This is a genomic window from Micromonospora andamanensis (assembly GCF_016863495.1).
Classification (GTDB): domain Bacteria; phylum Actinomycetota; class Actinomycetes; order Mycobacteriales; family Micromonosporaceae; genus Micromonospora; species Micromonospora andamanensis.
In genome coordinates, this window is record NZ_BOOZ01000023.1 from 1 (window position 1) to 23,729 (window position 23,729).

The 23,729-nt window shown below is 68.0% G+C and carries 11 protein-coding genes; 2 read left to right on the forward strand and 9 right to left on the reverse strand.

The features are described 5' to 3' along the window. A partial coding sequence (locus Van01_RS33120; protein ID WP_239099159.1) for a hypothetical protein occupies window positions 1-245 on the reverse strand: 245 nt, incomplete at its 3' end. A 225-nt stretch (window positions 246-470) separates the two neighbouring features. Here Van01_RS33120 and Van01_RS18840 point away from each other — a divergent pair. Continuing rightward, window positions 471-3,182, forward strand: a complete 2,712-nt coding sequence (locus Van01_RS18840) for a DEAD/DEAH box helicase (RefSeq protein WP_239099160.1) — start codon at window positions 471-473, stop codon at window positions 3,180-3,182. A gap of 124 nt (window positions 3,183-3,306) precedes the next feature. Here the strand turns inward: Van01_RS18840 and Van01_RS18845 are convergent, their stop codons facing one another. Further along, complete coding sequence (locus tag Van01_RS18845) at window positions 3,307-5,892, reverse strand: zinc-ribbon domain-containing protein (protein WP_204008962.1); 2,586 nt, start codon at window positions 5,890-5,892, stop codon at window positions 3,307-3,309. A gap of 236 nt (window positions 5,893-6,128) precedes the next feature. Beyond that, window positions 6,129-10,199 carry a PIN domain-containing protein gene (locus Van01_RS18850; RefSeq protein ID WP_204008964.1) on the reverse strand — a complete coding sequence of 1,357 codons (4,071 nt, stop codon included), beginning with the start codon at window positions 10,197-10,199 and terminating at the stop codon, window positions 6,129-6,131. A 1,281-nt stretch (window positions 10,200-11,480) separates the two neighbouring features. On the opposite strand from Van01_RS18850, the gene Van01_RS18855 reads away from it, so the two are divergent. Next, entirely contained in the window at window positions 11,481-11,981 is a 501-nt protein-coding gene (locus Van01_RS18855) for a hypothetical protein (RefSeq protein WP_204008967.1), read from the forward strand. Between the two features lie 197 nt (window positions 11,982-12,178). Here the strand turns inward: Van01_RS18855 and Van01_RS18860 are convergent, their stop codons facing one another. The 6 genes from Van01_RS18860 to Van01_RS18885 all read right to left on the reverse strand — a co-directional run bounded on the left by Van01_RS18860 (window position 12,179) and on the right by Van01_RS18885 (window position 23,687). Beyond that, window positions 12,179-13,402 (reverse strand): DUF3322 and DUF2220 domain-containing protein, encoded by a 1,224-nt coding sequence (locus tag Van01_RS18860; RefSeq protein WP_204008969.1) that lies wholly within the window; start codon window positions 13,400-13,402, stop codon window positions 12,179-12,181. Next, window positions 13,399-16,938 (reverse strand): ATP-binding protein, encoded by a 3,540-nt coding sequence (locus Van01_RS18865; protein WP_204008971.1) that lies wholly within the window; start codon window positions 16,936-16,938, stop codon window positions 13,399-13,401. The genes Van01_RS18860 and Van01_RS18865 overlap by 4 nt, the downstream gene beginning before the upstream one ends. Further along, complete coding sequence (locus Van01_RS18870; RefSeq protein WP_204008973.1) at window positions 16,935-17,687, reverse strand: DUF4194 domain-containing protein; 753 nt, start codon at window positions 17,685-17,687, stop codon at window positions 16,935-16,937. Before Van01_RS18870 ends, Van01_RS18865 begins: the two co-directional genes overlap by 4 nt. Further along, complete coding sequence (locus Van01_RS18875; protein ID WP_204008975.1) at window positions 17,684-19,195, reverse strand: DUF3375 domain-containing protein; 1,512 nt, start codon at window positions 19,193-19,195, stop codon at window positions 17,684-17,686. Before Van01_RS18875 ends, Van01_RS18870 begins: the two co-directional genes overlap by 4 nt. A 281-nt stretch (window positions 19,196-19,476) precedes the next feature. After that, window positions 19,477-22,467, reverse strand: a complete 2,991-nt coding sequence (locus tag Van01_RS18880; RefSeq protein ID WP_204008977.1) for an AAA family ATPase — start codon at window positions 22,465-22,467, stop codon at window positions 19,477-19,479. Further along, window positions 22,464-23,687 carry a metallophosphoesterase family protein gene (locus Van01_RS18885; RefSeq protein ID WP_204008979.1) on the reverse strand — a complete coding sequence of 408 codons (1,224 nt, stop codon included), beginning with the start codon at window positions 23,685-23,687 and terminating at the stop codon, window positions 22,464-22,466. Before Van01_RS18885 ends, Van01_RS18880 begins: the two co-directional genes overlap by 4 nt. Window positions 23,688-23,729 lie beyond the last annotated feature (42 nt).

Here is a 23,729-nt window from a genome sequence, read left to right on the forward strand (position 1 = left end):
CAGTGTTCAACAACCTGCGAAACGACGTCACGGTCGAGCCACCCGTTCTGGGCCACATCGATATGCTCGCCGTTGAAGCGGGCCTCGCGTTCCTCAGCTTCGAGACAAGAACCCTGTTCTCGTGGTTTGGGGCATGGCGAAGGCAATTGGGGTCCCTCGCCGAACTGGTCCAGCTCGATACTCTGACGACGACTGCGTACGGCACAACCCATGCCGTGGTTCGCGGGGCCGACGATCTCCTCCACTACCTCGCAAGAGGCTCAGCCGCCCGGCGGAGCCGAGCAGAAGCGCTCCTACTCGCGGCAGCCCTCGGTGAATCCGGACCGGGTGAACCCGACGCACGTTGGGTAGCAGCGCACCTCCTGACCCTCTCGGGCGAGGCGATCGCAGGCTCGGTATGGAATCCCTTGCTCCTGCCACCTGATCTGCCGGACGCCGTCCGGCACTCGTTTACGATGGCCAGCCCACCGGTGCTCACGCTGTGGGAACCCCAGCGTGAGTTGCTGACGAGGACACCATCGCCATTTGCCGCCGAGGTTCGCCGGCTCGCACTATCCGTCCCGACCAGCGGGGGCAAGACTCTCGTCGCCCAACTCCTGTCGGTCGCGCACCTCGCAGCCGCGTCAACCAGCGTCTGCTATGTCTCACCGACCCGGACGCTTGGTCGCGAAGTGCGGCGAGCGATGGCCAGCCGACTCCGGATCCTGCAGAAGGAGGTCGGCACCGAGCAACCGGACCATCCTGCAATGTCCGGATCGGATCCGTTCGACTTCCTCCGCCTCTTCAGCGCACCGGTGTTCGATGAGCGCCCTCCGGACGTCGATGTCATGACGCCGGAACGACTCGCGAACCTCCTGCGGCACGATGCCGACGCCGTCCTGGCTCGATTTGGCCTGTTCATCTTCGACGAAGCGCAACTGATCAAGGAGCGCGGTCGCGGGTTCACCCTTGAGTCCGTCATCTCCTATCTGCATTTCCGCACGCAGGGCTCCGATCACCGCATCGTTCTCATCTCTGCTGCGATGGGAAACGCCGGCCAGGTCGCCCAATGGCTCGATCCCAGCGGCGACGCGCAACTATTCGAATCGCAGTGGCGTGGCCCGCGGCGCCTCCATGCGTTGTACGGAACAACCCCCCGATGGACCGGGGCAACCTCGACCAAACAGGCCAGGAAGCAGGAGTTTCCCTACCGGCTCGGTATCCCCCTTCACGGCAGCGTTCGGCTTCGCCTCTCCGATGGCCGTCCAGTGGTCGCCCTGGAGACAACGCAGCCGATCGGAGCGCTCGTCCTGAAGGCGCCGACCGGCACATTGGACGCAAAGGGGCTTAAGAAGGACAGCACGAAGTCCACCAAGAACTACGAGATCGCCTCAGCGATGATCGCGATGCTCGGCCATGCCGGGTCGGTCCTGGTCGTGGCGCCCACGAGAACGTCAGCCCAGCGGCTGGCGCAGGCCCTCGCTGGCCAGCTGGACGAGAATCCGGCGACGGCGCCGATCGTCGAGTTCGTGCGAGGCCAACTCGGCGACGATCACCCTCTCGTCGACGTGCTTCGACACGGCGTCGGGTTCCACCACGCCGGGCTGCCCATCGAGGTGCTCGAAGCCATTGAGGAAGCTGTCCGTCTGGACCTGCTTCGGTTCCTCACCTGCACATCCACGTTGACGGATGGCGTTAACCTACCCGTTCGCACGGTCGTCATCTACGACGAGACCTATGAGGGGATGCCAGAAGACCTACGCCTCCAAGGTGCCCGCCTGGTCAATGCCATGGGCCGAGCCGGTCGAGCAGGCAAGGAGACCGAGGGATGGATCATTCTCGTCCGCGCGGCGGCCAGCGAGGTGACTTTCGACGACCTGAACCCGTCGCAGGACCAGCTGACGATCACATCGACCTTGGCAACAGACAACGCCCTCGAAGTATTCGCTGCGCTCGAGGCAGCCCAGCGGGACAACCAGGACGCCCTCTTCTCGGAGGCCGTAGGCATCGCCGCCGGCTTCATTGGCTTCATCTGGTTCGTCCTCGCCGCCGGCGAGGCGACAGGAACGCCTCCTGAGGATACCGATCTGCATCGCCTCATCGACAGCACGCTCGCTGCACACCAGCTCACCGCACCCCAACGCGCGCAGCTAGAAGCCGTCGCCGAGTCAGTCCGTCAGGCTTACCAGCGAACGGACCCTGCCCAACGCCGGAGCTGGGCCCGCGCAGGTACGTCCATCGGTACCGCACGGCAACTCTATGTCATGGCCAACGAAGTGTACGCTCGCATCACCGCCAGCGATGCACCCGACCTTGCAACGCCACAAGCCGCTATCTATCTCCTGGCCCAACTCGGAATCATCGACAGGCTTCTTTCCCTACCCGAAAATGAGACACCGTGGCAATTCCGCACCAGTTTGAACGGCGCCCTCATCCCGGTCTCCGCGGAAAACCTACTCACCGACTGGATCAGCGGCAAAACACTGACCGAGATGGCGAATACTCATCTTGCCGCCGCATCGCAGCCGGCATGGCGCATCGAAAGGCTCGTTGACAGCGTCTCGATGCACTTTGAGCATTACCTCGCTTGGACGCTCGGCGCACTAACCGAAATGGTCAACACTCGACTTTCAGATGCGGACGAAGTTGTCCGACTGTGCACAGATCTCGGCACCTATGTGCGTTACGGCGTCGCCGCTCCACACGCGCTCATAATGATGACATCCGGTGTGCGTTCCCGTGGTCTCGCCAACCGGATCGTGGCCCAGTTGCCTCCCGGCCTACCGTCTGAGATCAGCGAGCTTCAGAAGTGGCTCAACGGCATGTCGCTGACCGAATGGCGATCTAGATTCGCCGCGACGAACCCGGAGATTCTGGACCTTCTCGATCTCACCCGGGATCGGGGTCGGAGTCTCCTGCGCTCCCTCCTTGAGACTGGCAGCGTCGCCGTTGTCGTCCACTGGACCACCGAGGACCCGCCCGACCCCTCGCAGGCGTTAGCTCTGCATGCTGTCGATGGCGAACCCGCACCGGCTTCCACCGGCGTGTATGCCGACGGCGTCCTCCATGGTCACGTCACACCACAGGAACAAGCCGACGTACACTCAATCCTCGAAACCGGAATGGACCTCGAAATCGAGATCGACTCTGCTTCGACTCCGCCTCGGCTCGTGTTGAGGCTTACTGCCGGATTTGCTTCGTAGCAAGCCAGGGCCTTGGCGTCGTTACATAATGACTAGAGGTTATACGTGCGCTGTGAGACGGGCCGCCCCGTGGCCTTTGGAACGGGCGGCCGACGCCCTACCATGCCACGCCATAGCCAACCGCCTATATCGCCGCATCGCCGACCGCCGCCCACAATGCCGTGGCTCCCGCGAGAGAGTCTACGGGTAGATTCGCGTAGTCCCAGGTCTCGGTGTAGCCATCCTCGCGGGTCGAGTGCATTCGCTTGCGGCCGTTGCGCAGGCCGCGGGCGACCAGAACCTTGAGGAACGCCTGCTCCTGTTCGCGTGCGACGACCCCATCCAATGCCTGCGAAACTTCGATCGGCTGCCACCCGAACCGGCGGAGTTTCGCGAACCGGTCCTTGGGGACATTGGTGATGCCGATCTTGCGCTGCTCGCAGCCGTCGAAGGTGCGGCGGAGCAGGTAGAGGTATCCCGGTCTCGCCGGGCTGTAGCCGGTGACTGAGCAGGTCGGGCAGTTGGTTTCTCCGGCGGTGCGGGCGGAGACCTTCGTGGTCCACGTGTGGTCGGGGACCTTGTGGCAGCGCCACACGAGCAGCGTGTGGGTGCCGGCGGTGACCTGGTCGGCCGTCACGCCGTCGTTGAGGTCAGGGTCAAGTTCGGCAGCGATCTCCGGAAACCGTGTGGCCAAGGAGTTCGTGACTGACAGCCGCATGCCGGCGCAGCAGGGGCAGCCGCTCCCGCCGCTAGTCCTGCTGGACACGACCGCCAGCCATACATGGTCGGGCCCGGCCGGGCACCGCCACCAGAGTTTGTCCTGGCTTCCGGCCAGGACCCGGTCTGGGGTACGACCGTCGTTGAGCAGCGGGTCGAGCTGCACGGCAACGGCAGGGAACCGAGTGGCCAGCGAGTTCGTCACGGACAGTTGGATGCCTGCGCAGGCCGGGCAACCGGTCGCCTCCCGGCCGGTTCGCTTGTCGAGCGTGGCCGCCCATTCGTGATCAGGCCCTTTCGGACACTGCCACCAGGCGGAACTTCTGCTCCCCGCGAGGATGCGATCCGGGGTCAGGTCGCCGTTCCGGGAGCGGTGCCACTGTTTGGCGAGGGCCGGAAACCGGGCGGCGAGCGAGTTCGTCACCGACAGCTGCGACCCTGCGCAACATGGGCATCCGGTGCCGACGACGGTCCGCTGATGAACTTGGGTCTCCCATTCGTGATCTGGGCCATGATCACAGATCCACCACGCGCGGACCGTGCTGCTTGTACCGATGACGTGGTCCGGGGTGCGGTCACCGTTGCGGATCGGGTGCCAATGGGCGGCCACGTCTGGGAACCGCGTGGACAACGAGTTGGTGACAGACAGTTGCCTGCTGTGGCAGGCCGGGCAACCAGCGTCCAAGGTCGTCCGGGCAGCGACCGGCAACGTCCATACATGATCCGGCCCGGCTGGGCAGCGCCAGTTCGCGGGTCGACCGCTGCCGGCGACGATCTGGTCGGCGGTGACTCCGCCGTTGAGCGCCGGATCGAACTGGGCCGCCAGCTCGGGATGCAATACCGCGAGGTTGTTCGTCGGAGAGACCCGTTTGTTGGCGCAGAACGGGCAGCCGGTGCTGCCGCTGTTGCGGTTCTTCGGCGACACTTCCCATTCATGGTCGGGATCTTGCTGGCATCGCCACCAGGCGGGCTTGTTGCTGAAGGCGGTCACATCGTCGGCGCGCCGGTCCCCGTTCAGGGTCGGATGCCACTCGGCGGCGGCGGCCGGGAACAGGGTGGCGAGGGAGTTGGTGACCGACACCTGGTTGCCTGAGCACGCCGGACAGGCAGTCCCCCCGAACGTCCGGTCCCGCGGCATCGTCTCCCACACGTGGTCGGGACCTGCTGGACACCGCCACCAGCGCCGTTTGTTGCTTCCAGCAATCACCTGATCGGCGGTGACACCCTCGTTCAGTTCGGAATCCAACTGTGCGGCTACGGCGGGGAAGCGCATGGCGAGCGAGTTCGTGACCGACGCCTTCTGGTTCGCGCAGAACGGGCAGCCCAGGCCGCCGGTCGTCCGGCCGACGACGCGCGTCGACCATTCATGGTCTGGACCGGCCGGGCACGTCCACCACACCTTGGTACCGCTGCGGGCGGGCACGGTCGCCGGTGTCAGCTGGCCGTTGAGGACCGGATGCCATTGCGCGGCGACCTCCGGGTACAAGATGGCGAGGTTGTTCGTCGGCGAGGCCCGCTTGTTCGTGCAGTAGGGGCAGCGGTTCGCGTCGGTGGTGCGGGACCAGATCATTGTTTCCCACTGGTGACGCGGGTCGACGGAGCACTGCCACCAGGCGCGCTCGTTGCTACCGAAGACGACCTGGTCCGGCCGGCGGGGGCCATTGGCGGTCGGGTGCCATTCGGCGGCGACGTGGGGGTAACAGGTGGCCAGAGAATTGGTCGTGGATACCCGGCGTCCGCTGCAGAACGGGCAGCGGCTGTTCGGCCGAGTCATGTTCGACACGACCGCGTGCCACTGGTGGTCGTTGCCCTCCGCGCACGTCCACCACAACTTGCTTCCGCTCCCTGCCGTCAACGTCGCCAGATCCACGCCCGGATTCCTGTCCTGGTCCAACAACGGCAGCAGGTGCGGATAAGCGTCCCGCAGCAGTGTCCCGCGCGCGAAGCGAGCACCCCGCACCGAACGTGGAGCAGCGGGGGTTGAGGGTGCCTGGCGGGCTCCACCGATTTCCATCGTCGGAGAGCCTATCGGCGGGGTACGACGATTCGATCGGCGTCGACACGGACCGTGCCCCTGCGCTCTCGTCGGTGGGATCCGATTCGAACTGTGCGATGACCGAAGCGGCCTGAGTAGCTAGCGCGGCTCCCCTGGCGCAGTCGCCGCCCGCAGCCTGACTGCTGGCAGCAGTCCTGAATTGGTGGTCGGAAGTACGGGTTGAGCGAGGCTGTCAGCGAGCGTGGTTCATGTGACTACTCGAGGACGATCCGAAGGATGGTGGCCTTGTCGTTGTCGGCAAGTTCGGCGAAGGCGGCGAGGATGAAGCGGGCGGCGAGTTCGTGGGATGACGCCTTGGCGTAGGCGTCGCGGAGGAGAATGGCGGCGATCGGTAGCGGGTCGGCGGCAGGCGGTTGGTCGGGGTCGTCGGTGTCGGTCAGGGCCTGTCGGGTCGCGGCTACCAGGTGGGCGACCTGTTCGCCGTGCGCGGCGGCGGTTTCGATGGCGGTGGCCAGGAGACATGCGGCGACGCCGGCGGCGGCGTCGGGTCTGGCCAGGAGGATCGTGGCACCGCGGACAGCCGCGTACAGCCAGTCCGGCAGGGTGGTCGGCGCGTGCGCGCGCGCCTGCGCGGTCAGGCGCCGGTAGAACGCCAGGGCACGGTGCGGATCGGCCCAGACGGCTGGTCGGGCAAGCGCGGCGGCGACCGCGGCGGGACGCCAGTTGTCGTCTTCGGCGAGTTCGAGGAGGCGGCGCTCGTTGAGCGGCAGATTACCGACGCGGGCCTTGATCAGCCGTCTGATGCAGTCTTCGTGCTGGTCGTCGGTAATGGCACCGACGGCGTGAAGCCGGTGCATGACAGCCAGGGTGGAGGTGGCGCGGACGCCGGTGCCACGGGCGAGGATCCGAACGACCGGGTCATCGCTCCAGAGCACGGCACCCTCGGCACGGGCGAGATCGAGAGCCGAGGTCCAGACCTTATCCTTGGACCTGTCGAAGGTCCGCTCGGCAGGGGCGCTGCGGCGGGTGAGGGCCTCGACTGCGGCATGGAGGCGGTCCGCCTCGTCGGCGAGTCGGTCCGCCTCGGCTTCGGTGGTCTCGTCGAACGACAGGTGGCCGTGCTGGTCGTCGTAGCGCATGGACCCGGTGGTCCGGAACGCGAGCGTGTCTTTGGCGGCGAGGGCGTCGAGCATCACGTCGTCGGTGGTGACGACGCGGGCGAAGCGGCTCATCGCGGCGTGGCGCATGTTGTCCGGCAGCGTGAGCAGGACCGCGACCGCCGGCGTGTCGATGATGATGTCGCGGTCCTCGGCCGCTGTCCCGGCCTCCCGGCATGCGTCGAACTCGCCTTGTTCAGGAACGTGTGCGGCAAGCACACCGTCGCCGCGACGCAGGCAAATCTCCGTGTAACTGCGTCGGGCTATCGCGGCGAGCAGTCCAAGCGGAAGGTGGCCGCGGGCCAGGCCGTGCGCGATGCGCCGCCACGCTTCTCGTTCATCGTCGCTGCGCCGCATCATGGTGATCATGTCGGCTCGGAGCTGGTCGAGGTCGTCGGCTCGCAGACGTCGCAGGTGGCTGCTGTCCGGCCACCGCTGGAAGAACTGTTCGGACTCTGCGGCGAGTTGCATCCGTAGTTGTTCGGGCAGCTCCAGGGGTTCGGGCCAGGGCAGCATCAGGTTCATCAGGGCCATCGCGACGAACTGTTCGTCGTCGTTGAACCGGCGCAGCAGGCGTAGGCACCCGGCGACGGTTTCCACCGGTTGACCCCGTCTGCGGTGCAGGTGGATCCAGGCGCGGGCGTCAGCGGTGTTGGACGGGTCGAGCGGCTCGGGCGCTTCGTGCAGCACCCGCCAGGCTTCGTTGACGTCGCCGCGGTTGAGCAAGGTCCGGATGAGCGCCCAGCGGGAGGTGGTGTCCTCAGGCCGGATCTGCAGCACGGTGCGCAGCAGGTGACTGACCCGGTCGAGCCGACCGCCGGCGTCGGCGAGGTGTGCCGCCAGCCGCAGGGCATCGGCCCGGCCGCTCCAGTCCGGCTCCGCCGTGGCGAGCAGGTCGTCGAGCTCTCGGACGGCTTCGGCGGCGCGGCCGGCGCGGGCAAGGACTTCGGCGGCGTTGTGACGCAGTGACCGGTCGCCGAAGTGGTCGGCGGCGTCGCGCAGTGTCTGAACTTGGTCGTCGATCTGTCCGACGGTCTGGTACGCCTGGGCGAGGCTGAGTGCTGCAGCGACCGAGGAGCGCCGCCGCTCACGCAGCCGTACGATCGCGGCTCCGGCCCGGCCGGCCCCCAGCTCGGTGATGGCGTGCAGCTCAGCGGCCTCGCCCGGGTGGCGGTGCGCGAAATCGGGGTACCGGGCCAGCCCGTCGACACCGATCTGTGCGAGACCAAGGAGCGCCTGGGCGAGCTGCTCGTCGTCGTCACCGGCCAGCTCGGCCGCACGCCACCAGTGCGGCTGCGGGTCGCCACCTGTGGCCTCGGCCAGGTAGGCGTCGATGCGCGCCCGAGCACGCCCGTCGGACACCAGAGCAGCACGTTGGCGAGCCAGGTCGAGCTGACCGCACTGGATCGCGGCGAGTGCGACACAGAGGCAGACCTCTGGCGCGGTAGCCTCCTCGACGGTCGCTTCACCGCTGGGGGCACCCAGTTCCAGGACCCGGCGCAGGTCCATCAGCAGCATGCTGGCGTGGCAGGCTACCGCGACTGCCTCGGCACTGTCGGCGCGGTAGGTGCGCCGCTCGTCACGGGCACGGATCGCGAGCGTGCGGGCTTCGCGCAGGTCGGCGTCCCAGTTCGGTGACTCTCCGCGCCGCGCCCGGGTGATCAGCAGTCGGGCGCGGGCGACAGCCAGACCTGCCGCCCACTGCTCGCGCAGCGCCTCGGCCAGCACTCGCAGCCCACGGTCGAGGATCTCTCGGTCGAGGTCCGCGTTCGGGTCTGCCGGAGCCGTGAGCCGCAGGCGAAGGACGGCCCGAAGGCTGCGATCGCTGGGTTCGTCCGGGGACCAGGCGTGGGCGATACGGGTCGCGGTGTCCCGGTCACCGCCGAGCAACGCCACCACCGCGGCGGTGTACGGTTCATCGTCGGCCGCCGTGACCGTCAGCGCCGCGAGCGCTGTATCCCGTCTGTCGTCGTTGCCGTTCTCGTCGTAGATCATGGCGGCGCGGGCCAGCCAGAAGTCGCGCCTAGGCGCACCGTCGGCTGCCGCGGTGGCGAACAGGTCCGCTGCCAGGATGCCGGCCCCGTAGGCCGCGGCCAGCTCAGCGGCGGCGAGCTGGACCTGCCACGACGCGGTGCCGAGCCAACCCGGCCGGTGGGCTTGCCACTGCAGTAGCACGCCTGCGGGTCGGTCGTCAATCGTGGTGACGGCGCTGATCAGCCGCCATACCAGCGCCTGGTCGTCGCGCCACGCCGCAAGTAGCCGAGGGCCGCACACCGCCGGCAACTGCCGGAGCCGCTCGTACATCTGGTTGTCGGTGACGCCCGCCGCGGCCGGAGCGGACACTGGCGAGGAGGCGGCGATGTGCAGCACCGGCTCGACGTCGCGCACCAGCATGGCGTAGGTGACGATCGCGGCGTGCTGCGCGTACTCGGCGGCCAGCTCCCGAAGCCGGCGCCACAGTGCGGTGGCCCGACCCGCGTCCCCGGCCAACGACACCAGCACGCCGACCACATTGGTGCGGTCGGCCTGGTCGTCGCCTTCCAGCCGCAGTTCGATGATCCGCAGCGCTTTGAGCAGCCGCCAGGTCAACGCTTCCTGCGCGGAGGTGTCGACGAGGGTGATGCCACCCTGGGCGGCTGCCGCCTTGACCGCGTCGTCGAGATGCTGCAGCCGGGCCCGGACCTTGCCGTTCGTCGCCCGGGGCGCGACGACCGCCCGGCGGAACGCCGGATCGTCGGGCTGCTTGCGGGCCAACGCTGCCAGCTGCGCCACCTCGTTCGCGCCGGTGTGCGGTGCTGCGACAGCCAGGCCCAGCCGTTCCCGGTCAATGTCGAGTTTAGCCTGGCGGGTAAGGACCATCCGCAGGTAGTCGACCAGCAGCGCGACGAACGAGGCGTTGCCGCCGGCGATGGTCGGCGCGCGCCGCACCCCGATGTACAAGGTGCGGGAGACCGGTGGGCAGTCACCGACAACGACGAGATCGTCGACCTGGCTCGTGGCCGCCTGCTGGAACCGGACCTCGCGGACGGTGAACTCATCGCCCAGCCCAAGAACGGGACGCCGGGACAACAGCGCAGCGAGCAGCACCGCACCGTACGCGTGCTCCAGAGTGGTCCCACCCCCGCCCGTGGAGTACGGGCTGGCGAACCCGCCGCCGGTCGCTGTCACCAGCTCAGGCCACCCCTTCCCACCCATCCCGTGCTCGCCCACGGCAGAGCCGCCGAGACCCATCATCTCCTACCAGTACGACAGAACCTCCTCGCGGATGAACTCGCCGGCGGTGGCCTCACACAGAGCCCGGCAGGAACGCTGGCAGGCCACATTCTCGCCAGCACACAAGACCGCGATCTCGGACTTCGGCGGGCATCACCGTCCGGCTGCGGCGTCGTTTGACGGGACAGAACCGAGCGATGGTCACTTTCAATACGGACGGGGTAACCCAGATAGGTGACGCGGTCCGCATCGACCCGCTGACCTAGCGGCTGACGGGCCTGGACAGCAACCGGCTATACACCGACGCCGACCTTGACGCCCTCGAGCCGCTCATATGCCCGGCGTGCGGACACGACGCGGTGATCGACCGGATCCCCGTCGCCGGCGGCGACCAGTACCTTCCTGGTCACTGGCGCTGTCGTACGGATCCCGGGCACACCGCCGCACCGCAGCCCCCGCTTTCCTGAACGCGAAGCACCGAGCCTTACCGTCGCCAGGGGTGCCGGATGCGACGATGGATGTCGCGTCGGGCGGGCCCTCTGGCGAAGTGCTTCGGCTTACGTGGAGGTGTGGTGACGACGTACGCGCTCGACCCGCAGGCGGGATCGTTGCTCGCGGTCTGGGCAGCTGGAGTAGGTCATCACGCCACGGTGGTGTGCCGGCTCGGCGCGGAGGAGCCGGAGCAGGCGGCGAGATTGTGTGAGGCGTTGACCCGGCTCTCCGCTGAGCTGTGGGACACCTACCAACGGCCCGCCCCGCACGACGAGGACGACGCCGATGAGCGTGCCCTCCTCGAACGCGAACGCGGCGACGGCTTCTCCGGGGTCGTCACTGCGATCACCACGCCGCACCTGCCGGACCGGCACGGGCTGCTGATGGTCTCCTACGACCCCCTGTTGGAGTACGCGCACACCGCCGGCCGCGCTCTGCATACGATCGCCGACGCCGAGGCGACTGCGGCGGTGGTCACCGACGTGCAGGCCGAGATTGACGCGGTCGCCCGGGCCGCCCTCGGGGACCTGTCCGGCCGCGCGGTCCAGGCCGTCGCGCTGGACCGCCTCGACCCGTCACCGGTGCAGGTGGCCGCCGCGGACCGGCTCCTGTACGACCACCCGCTGGGCTGCGACGAGCTCCACAGCACCGTCGACCCGGCCGCGGCCTGCGTGGCCGCCACCCACTGGCTGGTCGCCGCAGCGCAGGCCACCGCCGAGGTCGCCGACATCGAGCCCGGCCGCGGTGTTCAGCGTCGCCGACGGCATCGAGGCGGTTTCGCTGGAGGTGCCCTCCTACACCGTCGACGTGGTCGTCGACGGCTCGGGCACGCCGCGGGAGGTCGTCCTCGGGCTCCTCGCCGAGGCCGACGCGATCCGCCACGGCCGCGTTCCCGACCCGACCGGGCTGCTGCAGCGGGTCGACGCCGCCCGCGAACAGATCCGCCGCATCGACGTCGGCCACCGCGAACAGACGCTGTCGGCGCTGCTGGAGCGGCTGACCCCGCTGGATCCGCAACGCCCGGCACATGACCTGCTTGAGCACCTGCTCAGCGGGGTACGAGCCTGCCTGCTGGTCTACCGGGAAGAAGCAATCGACGCCTCGGCTGCCCCTCCCGACTGCGACGAGGACGGCGGCGGCGACTACGATGACGAGTCCGACGGGATGGGTGCCGCAGCGGTTGCCGCGTTCACCGCGGCAGTCCGCGACCCCGCCGATCGGGACCGCGACCGGCTGAACCAGTAGCAGGTGATCTGCTCCCAGTCTGGGCCGCCCAAGTGTTTGTCGGCGAGTTGGGCCGTGTGTGCCATGGCCAGCAGCCGGTGGAACCACAAGGTGTCACCACCGAGCCGCGTGGCGCGGCGCGGCGGGGACCTTCACTGGCAGCAGCGGACCAACTGTCGGCTTCAGCGGCGACACGTCGGGACCATGTGGCGGCAACATCAGCGTTGCGCCGAAGGGTTGACGATCCGGCGGACGGCGGCTACGGCTACCTCGAGTGGGATCCGTTCCTGCTCCACTCGTCGGTGGCGGGTCCATTCTTCGGCGACAAGGCACCGGTAGAGCTCGGCCTCGGCTGAGGTCAAATGTGGGACTGGTCGTGGCGGTCGGGCTTGTAAGGGCCGTCCGCGCGAGTCGACATTGGTGCCGTAGCGTTCCCACTCGGTGTAGGCGGTTAGGTCCATGAAGAGTGAGACAGCGGGAACGCCTACGGCGCGGAACTCGTCGAGGATCTCCAGCCCGTCGGCGTCCATGTCGCCCCAGTAGATGATGTGGTCGGCGGCGGCCAGCCATGGCAGGGCTGCGATGGTGGATCCGCCGCGGCCGACGCCCTCGATGCTGATGCCGCCGTGCAATTCGGGGAAGTGGATCGCCGTGTCTTTGTTCTCGGAGATCATCACGATCTGGGGTTGGTACGCCGGATCCGTCCGGTCACCGATAGTCGCCGAGTCGTGCCGGCGGCCTCCTGCAGCGCGGTGGTTGGGGTCGAGGTAGGTGAAGTGAACCCGTGGCGGATGGGGCGGCAGCAGACCCAAGTCGTCTCTGGCCGACAGTCGACGCACCAGTGCGTGACGGTGGTTGAGCCATTTGGCGTGCATGCCTTCGATCGGTACCTGTCGCGGGGTGAGGCCGGTGGCGTCGTGTGTGGCGAACCAGGCACCGGCGCGGCAGAGCAGGTCGAAGTCGACGTCGTTGAGGTTGTCCACCGCGGCGACGGTCGCGGGGAGGAGACCGGAGTCGGTGAGGTGCGGGAATCGGTCGGTGAGGACGGCTGCACGACGGCGGCCTTGTTCCAGCCGCCGTGTCCAGGTGGGGCCGCAAAGCCGGGCGGCGTGATCGACATCGGCGATGAGGAGGTGTGTCGGGATCTGCTGGTCGGTGCCGTGCACGAGGCGGGTGCGCGTTCGCAGTGTCGTGTCGTTGGCTTCGCTCCAGGTTCGCCAGGTGGCGGCCCATGCCGCTGCGGCGGCGAAGTCTTTCGCGAGGTCGGCGGTCGCGCGTTGGCCAAGTGGGAACGCGTGTGGCCAGGGTGCAGTCGGCGGGTCCGGTTGCGGAGCCTGTGACGGCTGCTGGTCGGCCATGGTGGAGGGAGTGGTGACGCTGACCGCCCAGGTGGTGCTGAGCCGGCGTTCGATGTCGGTAAGAACCTGGTCGACGGTTTTCATCGCGCTGGGTGGCTCTCCGGCGCGGTGTGCTGTGCCGCGGTGCCGTTGATCGGGTTGCGGGCACCGGGGATGGCGGGTGGTCGGTCGTCCTGCGCCGTTCTGGCATCGCTGATGCCGGTGACGAAGGAGTAGTGGGTGATGGTGTTCTTGGTGATCGCCAGGAGATGGTCCATGTGTGGTTCGAGCGCGGTCACCTTGTCCAGTGGCGCACCGACGATCAGCTGGAATCCAAGTCCCTTCCATGCCTGCACGGCGCGGCCAGCGAATTCGGCGTCGGACTTGACGAAGCCTTCGTCGAGGAAGACGGGTGCGAACCGGGGTCGGGTTCTGAGTTCGTCGCCGAGGCGGAACCGTAGTGCGGCGCCGACGATGAACGCGACCAGTTCCTGGCTTTCGCCGCCGCTTTTGCCGCCGAGGGAGGAGTGGGTGCTGAGGAGTTGTCCAGCGCTGTCGTAACGTTCTGCGGTGATCTCGACGTGCCGGCGTACGTCGAGGAGGCGGTCGCGGTCGCTGAGGTCGGCGACCGCGCGTGGGTCGTTGCGGCGGCGGATGCGGCGCATGAACTGTTGCAGTTCGTGGAACCGTTGCTGCATCTGCTGTTCGGGCAGTTCGCGGGTAGCACCGGAGGACAGTGCTCGAAGTTGGCGACGGAACTGGACGACGGCCTCGGGAGCGAGGCGCCGCAGTTTGATCCGCAGCCGGTCGCGGTTGGCACCGAATGGAAGATCGCGCAGGATGGCGTTGATCGGGTCGAGGCGTTCCTCGATCTCGTCGATGGACGACTCCATGGCGCCGGCGAGCGGGACGAGATCTTCGCCGCTCCATTTCATCAGCCGTTGCCGCCACGCGTCGCGGCGTTCGTGCAGGCCGGTGGTGAGGATGGTGTCGAGGATCGTCGCGTAGTCGGGGTAGGACGCCGCGGTGCGGCCGAGGTTGGGGTCCTCGAACTTCAGCTGGTAGGCGCTGAAAATCCGTTCGAGTTCAGCTTCGGCGTTACGGGCCTGGGTGCGGGCCGATTCGGCGACGGTGGACAGCCGTTGTCGCAACCGGGCAAGGTTGGCCGGGAACTGATCCAGGTCTTCGGGATCGCCGGGCGCGACCGCGTCGGTGAAGTGCTGGTCGAGTGCGGTCGCCTGCTGGTCGGTGAGCGCGACCCGTTCTTCCTGGCTGTTGCGGTCCAGGTCGGCGGCGACCATCTTCTGCTGCTCGGTCATGGTTGACATGCGGCTTTGCAGCGCTGTGGCGCGTTCGGCGAACCGGAAGCGATCAGCCCGGGCCTGGTCGAGTTGGTCGGCGAGCTCGTCGATGCGGCCCTGCAGGTGCTGGAGTTGGTCGTCGGCATTGAGGATCGCCTCGCGGGCGCGCTCTAGTTGTCCGATTCTCGCCTCGACGCTGGCGACGTCGATGTCGTCCCAGGTGGCCGCGGCAATTGCCTCGTAGGCACTGCGCTGGGTGTCCAGGGCGGCCCGTTCGCCGTCGAGCGTGGTGCGTTCGGTGGCGATCGCATCGAGCGCGGTGGTGATGGTGGCGAGTTCGCGGTCGATCTCGGCGAGGGCTTCTTCGTTGCTGAACCCGATGATGCTCGCCTGCTCGGTACGGCCATGGGTACCGCGGGTGCCGATGCGAGTCTGGCCGGCGAGCGTGACCCGCAACCCCGGCCCGGTCAGTTGGTCCGGTGTTTCCACGCACAAGGCGTTGCGGGCGGGGTCGCCGACGTGGCGGCGGACCCAGCCAGTGAACAAGGAGTCCTTGAACAGCAGCTTGCCGATGATCTTGTCTTGGTCGGGTTCGCCGGGACGGTCCGGGCCAAGCGGAACGCCTTCGAACGTCAGCCGGCCCCGCAACCGCAGCGGGTCGATGGCAGCGGAGAACGCCTCGAACCGGTCGTGAGGTATCAGAAGCAGGCGTGCGCTGGCACCAAGGACGGTCTCCACCGCCGTACGCCACCGTTGCTGGTCCGCGGCGACGTCGATCAACTCCGCGAGGAAGGGCAGTTCCTCGACCTCGATGCCGGCGGCGGCAGCCACCTGGTGTCGTAGGTCGTCAAGAAACTTCGGCACGCGGCCGGTGCGCCCGGCGAGGGAGGTACGTTCAGCGGTCAGGTGTTTGCGGCGTTCGAACAGCGGAAACTCGCGGTCGCGGAGGCCGTCGTGGCGCTCCAGCAGCGTTGTTGCGGCGGTAGGATGTTCGGCGAGGAACACTGCGGCGGTCGCCTGCAGCCGTTCGAAGGTGTCCCGGTCGTCCAGCGGTGCGGCCAGCGCGGTAGTGCGCGCGGCGAGTCCGCCACGGCGGTCCAGCCGCTCGTCGCGGCGTTGGCGTTGCTGGGTGACCTGTTCGGCGAGGCGTTGCAGTTCACCGCCGCCGGCGTCGCGATGGGCAGCCTCGGTCGTGGCCAGCTCCTGCTCCAGCGATGTCACCGTGCTGACGGCTTGGCTCAGATCGGTGGCATTGTGCTGCTGTTGTTGCCGGCAGTTGGCGATCGCGGCGTCGAGCATCGCCGCCTCCCGGCCCAGCCGCCACCGCGAGATGGGGCTGTCGCCGGTGGCGGCGAGGCCGAAGCTCTCGATCTCTGCCATGGTGGCCTGTGCCGAGGTGAGTTCGGCGTGTTTGCCGGTGATGGGGCCGAGCAGTTCGGCTTTCTGCTGTTCGGTCTGCATGGCGAGGTAGGCGGCTTCGAGGTCGTCGAAGTGGCCGATCGCCCGGTCGGCTGCCTCATACGTCGCGGGCCGTTCCAGCACCATCTCCTTGTACAGCTCGTCGACGGTGCGGATTTGGTGTCCGGACTGGATCCGCACCAACAGCCGTAGCGCCTTTTCCCCGTCACCGTTCGCGCCGATGCCCAGCCTGGTGTGCAGCCGGGCGGCGAACGCGGTGTAACTGTTGTGGGTCTCCAGCCCGGGGAACGCCTCCTTGAGAGCTTTCGGCGCGAATAGCCCGTCGGCGTGCCCGGCGAGATCGACCAGGTCCAGGTGTCCTTCGTACGTGGCCATGCGCATGGTGATGTCGCCGACCTGGGTCGCTCGCGCGGGAACGTAGTAGACCCGCATCGCGGTGAACCGCCGGCCGCGGTCGTCGATGAACGTCATTGCCACCGCGCCCCAGGTGGAGCGCTGGTCGCCGCGCAGCACCTTTGGCCGTTCCCGGCCGTGGTCGTCGGTGGTCGTGTCGGTCTGTCCCCGCAGGTAGGACAACAGGTTGCGCTGCTCGGCGCTGCGTGCACGTCCGGCGACCGCGTCGTTGGACGCACCGTTGAACGGGGTATCCGACGGCATCATCAACGCGATGTACGCGTCGAGCAGGGTGCTCTTGCCGGTGCCCGATGCCCCCGAGATCAGCGTCGCGCCAGGATGGAAGTCGAACCTGGCTCGGCCCTCGAACCCGCCCCAGTTCACGAGTTGGAAAGACTCGGCCTTGCACTGCAGCGTGCCGTCCGTGGCACCCGGTAGGTAGAACAGGGGCGCGGGCGGTTGACTCGTTGGCGGCGAAACCAGCGGCATGGGCACGAGCGCGGGCTGGTCCGGGCTGTCGATGGTCACTGCGTTTCCTCACCGCTGAAGCCGGAAGCGGTCCCGGCACTGCTGCCGAGGTCGGGGTCGTTGTCGGTCGGGGCGGGTGCGCCGGCGGCGGAGTGCTGCTGGGCGGTGATCCACCGCAGCAGTTCCTGCAGCCGCTCCAGCGGCAGGACTACGTCAATGGCCGGGCTGACCTCAAACCGGTCGGCGGTGCTCGCCCCGATCAGCAGCCCGGCCCGGTTGAGACTTTCGATGGCCTTCACCGCGCGCCGACCGTCGCCGGCGTGGTCGGTGGCATGCGCCGGGCGGACCCCAGCGACGTGTTCCAGCATGTCCTGGCGGTCGACATAGGTGCGGGCGGTGCCGGCGACCTCTTCCGAGCGGCTGCGGGTTCGCAGGTACACCATGAGGATCGTCTCCTCGCGGGTCCACGCGGTGTCGTGCAGCAGGGTCGGGAACCTGCCGCCGCCCTCGGGGACCACTTGCCGCTTGTAGGCGACCTCACGCACCGGGTCGAGATGCAGGTCGAGGAACAGGTCGTTGAGCCGGGACCGGACAGGTCGTGGATTGGTGGTGAGGGTCCGCCACTCGGTGGGGTGGCTGCGCGCGGTGATGAATCGCTGTTTGAGCAGCGCCACCAGGACCCGTCGCTGCGGCAGCTCCAGGGTCCCGTCGTCGCCTTCGAACAGCGCGACACTGCTGGTCAGCTCACGTTCGGGATCATCCCAGCCGGCGGCCGGACCGTGGGAAGGGCCGACACCGTCGATGCTCATGGAGGCTCCGATCCGGTGGGGGCGTTCGTCGTGTTCGCACGACGCGCCATGGATGTGATCATCGGAACGGCCAGGTCTCGGCGCGACCCGTCCAGGCGCACTGCGTGGTAAACCTCGCGGTGTTCGTCGTCGCGGGAAAGCCCGTCCATGTTGGTGACCAGATGTAGCAGGCCAAAGACCTCGACCGGTCGGCGCAGCGACGGATCCAACGTGTCGAACAGCCGCCCCAGTGACACCAGCGGCTGCGGCGATGTCAGGGCCTCCTCCACCGTGGTGCGCAGCTGCTCCAGGGACGGGCCGCCCTGCGCCAGCAGGTCTGCCAGGGATAGCCCGTCGGGTTGTTGCTCGGCCATGTCCCGCAGCGCTGGCGGCCCGGCGTCCTCCTCGGGGTTGTGGAAGCGCTCGCGCAGGTGGTGCACCTCGATGCGGGCCGGCAGCATCGGCACCGGTACCGCGCTACGCGGGCCGGCGGTCGTCATCCACCGGGCCAGTTCCGCGTCGAGGCGCCGCAGCGTGCTGTCCAATTCTCGGTCCCGAACGGTGTTGTGGGTTTGGATGTACTCACGCAGGGTCGCGGTGACCCGGTTGCGCTGCGCCAGGACGGCGTCGATACCGCGTCGGATCAGACCCACCGTGCCGCGCAGGTCACGACGGTCGGCGTCGTTGAGGATCTCGGTCGCCGTCGGATGGTTCAGCAGCGCCGACAGATCCTCCCGTAGCTGCAGCAGCAGCTCGTCGTCGCGCAACAAGGTGAACGCTCCTTCGAACGCCCGACCCTCTGCGGTCGCGGTCATCAGCGAGTCGATCCGCCGCAGATAGTCGTCGATCACGTCGCCGGCGTGTCGGTCCTCTGCCCGGAACGAGCCCAAGATCTGCGCCCGTAACGCCATGAACGCCTCCTCCACCCGGGCGAAGTCACTTGGCAGCGCCGCGACCAGCTGCAGCAGCTCCCCGAACCCTTCCAGCATGTAGTCGGCGGACACTTGCGGCAGCTCGCCGCCTTCAAAGAGGCGGTCCCGTTCCCGGGTCAGCCGCGCGATCTCGCTGTTGAGGATGTCGACTCGGGCGCCGCGATCCGGGTTCGCTTCCGTATTGAACCGTCGGACCGCGTTGACGATTGTCGCGATTCGATGCTCGCTCAGGGTCGCTCGCTCGCGGGTCAGGCTCGTCACCAGGTTGAGCGCGTCCTGAGCGTGACTGGTCAGGGTGTAGACCTCGGTGCCGTCGTCGTCGACGCTGCGGACCAGCCACTGCCCCCGCATCCACCGCAGACACAATTCCCGGCCTGAACCCGCCGGCACATCTGTCACACCAGCGACTCGCAGGCGATCGAGATAGTTGTCGACCTGGGCGTGCAGCCGCGCGGCCGGGATGCTGCGGTTGTCCCGGCTGAACGCGCCGCGAAGCATCGCGATGACCACCCGCGCGTGGCTCCGGTAGAGCAGGGTCAGGGTCGGCTGGTCGAACGCACCGGCCACCCGCGCCAGCTCACCGACGATATCGCTCACCGGACGCTGCACCTCCCTTCGCCGAGCCCTGCGACTACAGTGGGCCTGGCATTCGACCCGCCTCGGGCAACCGGCCGCCAGGAAACGTCCCCACTGTGGTCGTCGTGCACCGCCCGCGATGACTTCGCATGTGACATCCCGTCGACCTCCCCAACACGCATAGATGATGCCAGGCGGGTACGACGAAACCGCCAATAGCACATGAGTACGATCGATCGACGCGCGGTAGGCGGGTCCTGCCGCGGCGTCCAGCCGCCGCGTAGCCCGCTTTCAGTACGTGTTCATGAGTGCAGCCCTTCGGCATCGGCTGCGTCAGCGAGGGCACCCAGCTCCGCCTCGGTCGCCCACCGAAGGCTGCTGCCGACAGGTGATTTGGTGACCCGGATCAGCGATGTCACATGCTGGGCGACGGCCAACATGTGGCTGATGACCACGACCAGCCGTCCGGCGCTTGCCTGGGTGGACAACGCGTCGAGGGCATCGACCAAGGCGGTCTGGTCGAGTGTGCCGAAGCCTTCGTCGAGGAAGAGCGCCTCGGCTCGGCCGCCGCTGCTGCTGCTCGCGTGTTCAACAAGCGCCAGGGCCAATGCCAAGCTGGCCTGGAACGTCTCTCCGCCGGAGAGGGTCTTCACGTCCCTCAGGCGGCAGGTGTGCTCATCCCACACCTGGAAATCGGCGCCGAACGCGAACCGCCCGAGGGACATGCCGCGCAGGAGCCCGGTGGCGGTACCCAGCAGGGTCTGCTGTCGCTGGTGCACGACATCGGCCACGAACTTCCCGTCGCCCAGGAGCTTCACCAGGGCATCGAGCCCGTCCACGTGCGGTTGCGCGATCTTGAGACGGGCGACGAGGTTGTCGTATTCGACGGTCTTGGCGGTCGCGTCCTGGTACGTGCTCTCGGCGACGGCTTTGCGCCCGATCGCATCGTTGAGTGCCTCTTCGAGAGGCTTACCGCTGGTCGGCGCTTCCGCGATGATCACGGCGCTCTGATGGGCGCATCGGCGTCGAACCTGGTCAAGCTGGATGAGCTGGCGGTCGGCGGACGTGATCGCGTCCAGCGACTTCGCGGCGACGGTGGCGGCCCACTCGGAGTGGACGTTGACCTCGGCGGTGACGTCGATGTCAGGCGCCTCCGGCAGCGACAGCGTGGCCGCGATCGCGACCTGTGTGGCTCGGAGCTTCAGCACGGCATGGCTGGCGGTCTTGGCCGGCTTGGTGACGTGTTCGGCGCGGCGCTGGACGAGTTCCTCGCGCAGGACGCTCAATTGCTTGAGTTCGTCGTCGATGCCGTCGATCGACTTCCACCGTCCAGCGAGTTCTTCCTGCTCCCGGCCGGCGGACTCCTGTCGCGCCAGGACGGCGGCGGCGGTGGGATCATCGGGCCGGTACCGTTGCGGCACCTGCTTGATGAGTTCGGCGATTCCGGCATGGAGCTTCCCAAGGTCACGTTCTTCACGTTCCACCGCAGCGGCATCGCGCTCGACCTGGTCGCCGACGGCTTTGGCCTTGGCTGCGGCCTCCGTCTTGCTCTTGCGCAGCGTCGCTGCAGTTTCGGCAAGGGCGGCATGTTCCTCGGCGGCCTGTCGCAGGGCGGACAGGCGGGCGGCGAGGATCACGTCGTCCTCGGAATCGAGCACGAACGGGCCGAGCTGCACAGTAAGGGCGTCGAGGGCAACTTGGGCCCGCGTGGTCTGCTCCGTGAGATCCTGCGTTGCCCGATCAGCGAGTGCCTGGGCCTTGCTGTGAGTGGCGACCGCCTCGGTGGCCGCCTCGCCGGCCTTCTTGGCCTTCCGCTGCGCGGCGGCGAGGGCACGTTGCGCGGCCTTGAGGTCCGGTGCGTGGGGTGGGGTGAACCCGTCGGGCAACGGGTGCTCGCACACCGGGCATGCGTCGCCGGGTGCTAAGCCTTCACCGGCGTGGGCGGCGGCATTGGCACGCCGCTGCCCCTGCAGCTCCTCCTCGGCGGCATCGACCTCACGGTCGAGGTCAGCGGCGGCTTCCTGCTTCTTTTCCAGGTCCGCGGCCGTCTCAGTCGCTTCGGCGGCGAGACGCTGCTCGGTGGCGGCGAGCTCCTGGCGTTGCTCGGCAAGACGGCGGGCGTCGGCGAGGGCGGCGCGAAGCTTCGCCAGATCGTCCTTGAGCCCGTCCACGACGTCGGCGTGGTCGGCGAGGGTACCTTCTGCCTGTGTGAGGAGCGGCTCTTGCCGTGTGACTTCGGCGGTGGCCGCTGCAGCTTCTGCCCGCAGGGCTTCGAGGGCCTGCACGTCTGTTTGGTGGCGTTCGCGGCGTTGCGTCTCGTTGGTGATGCGTTCGTGCAGTCGCGACAGTTGCCGCACTGCGGTTGTGAGGGCTTCGGCCTGCGAGCCGCCGGGCCGGAAGTCGCCCAGTTCTGCGAGCAGTTCTTCTCGTCGGACGCGCAGCGGCTCGGCTCGGGCGGTGAGCTGGTGCTCCTCGCCGGTGACCTCGCGGTCGAGGGCGGCCAACTGACGCAGTCGTTGTGCCGCGTCGGTCTGGACGGCTTTCGAGAGGACCGCTCGTAGTTTGGTGAGGGCGGCGTGCTGTTCGGCCGCGGCCTTTTCCTCGTCAAGGAGACCGGCGACGGCTGTCTGCGCTGCCCTGAGCTGCCCGAGTTCCACGCTGATCGTTTTCGCATCCTCGGCGGCAGTACGGGCGGTCGTTCGGGGGTCTCCGAGTGCCGTTATGCAGGCGCGCAGGTCGGCGATGGCGGGGGTGAGCGCGTCGCGGTGTTGGCGGGCACGGACCGCAACCGTGTCGAGGATGTCGAGGCCGAGCAGGCCCTTGAGGATCTTGGCTCGTTCACCGTCGCTGGCGTGCAGCAGTTGCTCGAACTTGCCTTGGGGCAGGAGGACCGAGCGGAGGAACGTCTTGTTGTCCATGCCAACGAGGTCAACGACGCGTTGGGTGACGGACCTGCCGTGCACGACCTCGCCGCCGTCGAGCGATTCGAGCTTGTGGAACGTTCCGGTCGTTTTCCGCGACAGTTGCCGGGTCACCCGCCATGGGCGCCCACGGGCCTCGAACTCCAGGATCGCGACCAGGGTGCCCTCGCCGCCGTCTGCGATCAACACCTTCGGGGACGGTGCGTCCCAGGTTGGGGTGCCGTAGAGCGCGAAGTTGATCGCCATCAGGATGGTCGACTTGCCCGCGCCGGTGTCGCCGATGATCCCGACGAGGTCGTGGCCACGGAAGTCGATGTACTGCTGGCCGATGTAGGAGCGGAATCCGGAGAAGGTGAGCTGTAGCGGCTTCATGCGGCACCTCCGATCGGGGTGCTGAGCTGCGCCTCGACCGGAAAGTGCGGGTCGCGGTCGTCCTGCGCCGCGGCAAGGAACTCGGACATGAGGCTGGTGACCGTGTCGATCGACGCAATGCCCGCCCCGTGCTCCTGCACGTACTGCTCGAACGATTCGAGCAGGGTGCGCTGCGACGGGATCTGCCCGGGTTCCACGACGTCGTTGCGGGGTTGTGCCCCTGCGACGCGCTGCTGCACGTCCAGCACCCGCGCCTTCGCCAGCAGGGTATGAACGCGTTGGGCGAGGGCGGGTTCAAACACAGGTGTGTGCAGCGTGACCAGGCACAGCGCGTCGCCGATGGTGCCGGCCTGCTTCTGCAGTTCGTCCCAGGTCCCGTCGAACTCGATCAGTGCCCGGCCGCCGCGCAGCGGGACCTCCTCGCACACGGCTGGCTTGCCGGGCTCGACGGTCACGAGGGTCACGCTCTTTTGTTGTCCGGCCTCGCCGAAGTCCAGCGGGATCGGTGAGCCCGCGTAGCGTCCGACGGCCCGGCCGGGCAGCGGCTGCGGCTGGTGGATGTGGCCGAAGGCGGCGTAGTCCACGGCGGGGATTGCGTTGGGGTCGACGGCGAACTCTTCGGTGGTGTGACGGGCCCGCTCGCTACCGGCGAGTCCGGCGCCGGTGACGTGCATGTGGGCGGTGAACAGGGTGACCTCGGACCGTGGGTCCAGCCCGTCCGCCAGGCCGGCGGCGATGCGGGCTTGCAGGTCGGCGAGCTGTTCGCGGTAGGTGCTCGACCAGGACTGGGCGCCGGGGACGATAGTCATGCGTTGGGGGTAGATGAACGGCAGGACCCCAATCCGGGCTCGGGTCCCGTCGCGGCCCGGCACGATGAGATAGTCACCGTTCGCGCCGCGCGGCTGGCTGACGAAGTGCAGTTGGTGCAGGCGGCCGAGTTTGTCGAGGTAGCGGTGCAGGGCGATGTTGTCGTGGTTGCCCGTGACGACGATCGTGGGGGCGATCGCGGCCAGTTCGGCGAGCCAGCCGACGACGCGTTCGATGTCGGTGTGGCTGACCCTGGAGTGGTCGATCAGGTCCCCGGAGTGCAGGATGCCGTCGGGCCGGTGTTGCTTGGCGATGTCGATGATTTCGGCCATGGCGTCGGCGAGGTCGGACATCCGGGGTTCGTTGTAGGTGGTCCGGCCGGCGTGCCAGTCGGAGGTGTGCAGAAAGAGCATGGCGAGGTCGCCTTTCATCGGCTACGTCGCGGCGCAGCCTGA

What these genes read in the sequence shown, in the direction of transcription:
- Van01_RS18845 (WP_204008962.1), bottom strand. Translation starts at nt 5,892, where the DNA reads ATGGAAATCGGTGGAGCCCGCCAGGCACCCTCAACCCCCGCTGCTCCA.
- Van01_RS18870 (WP_204008973.1), bottom strand. Translation starts at nt 17,687, where the DNA reads ATGAGCATCGACGGTGTCGGCCCTTCCCACGGTCCGGCCGCCGGCTGG.
- Van01_RS18880 (WP_204008977.1), bottom strand. Translation starts at nt 22,467, where the DNA reads ATGAAGCCGCTACAGCTCACCTTCTCCGGATTCCGCTCCTACATCGGC.
- Van01_RS18885 (WP_204008979.1), bottom strand. Translation starts at nt 23,687, where the DNA reads ATGCTCTTTCTGCACACCTCCGACTGGCACGCCGGCCGGACCACCTAC.
- Van01_RS18860 (WP_204008969.1), bottom strand. Translation starts at nt 13,402, where the DNA reads ATGAAAACCGTCGACCAGGTTCTTACCGACATCGAACGCCGGCTCAGC.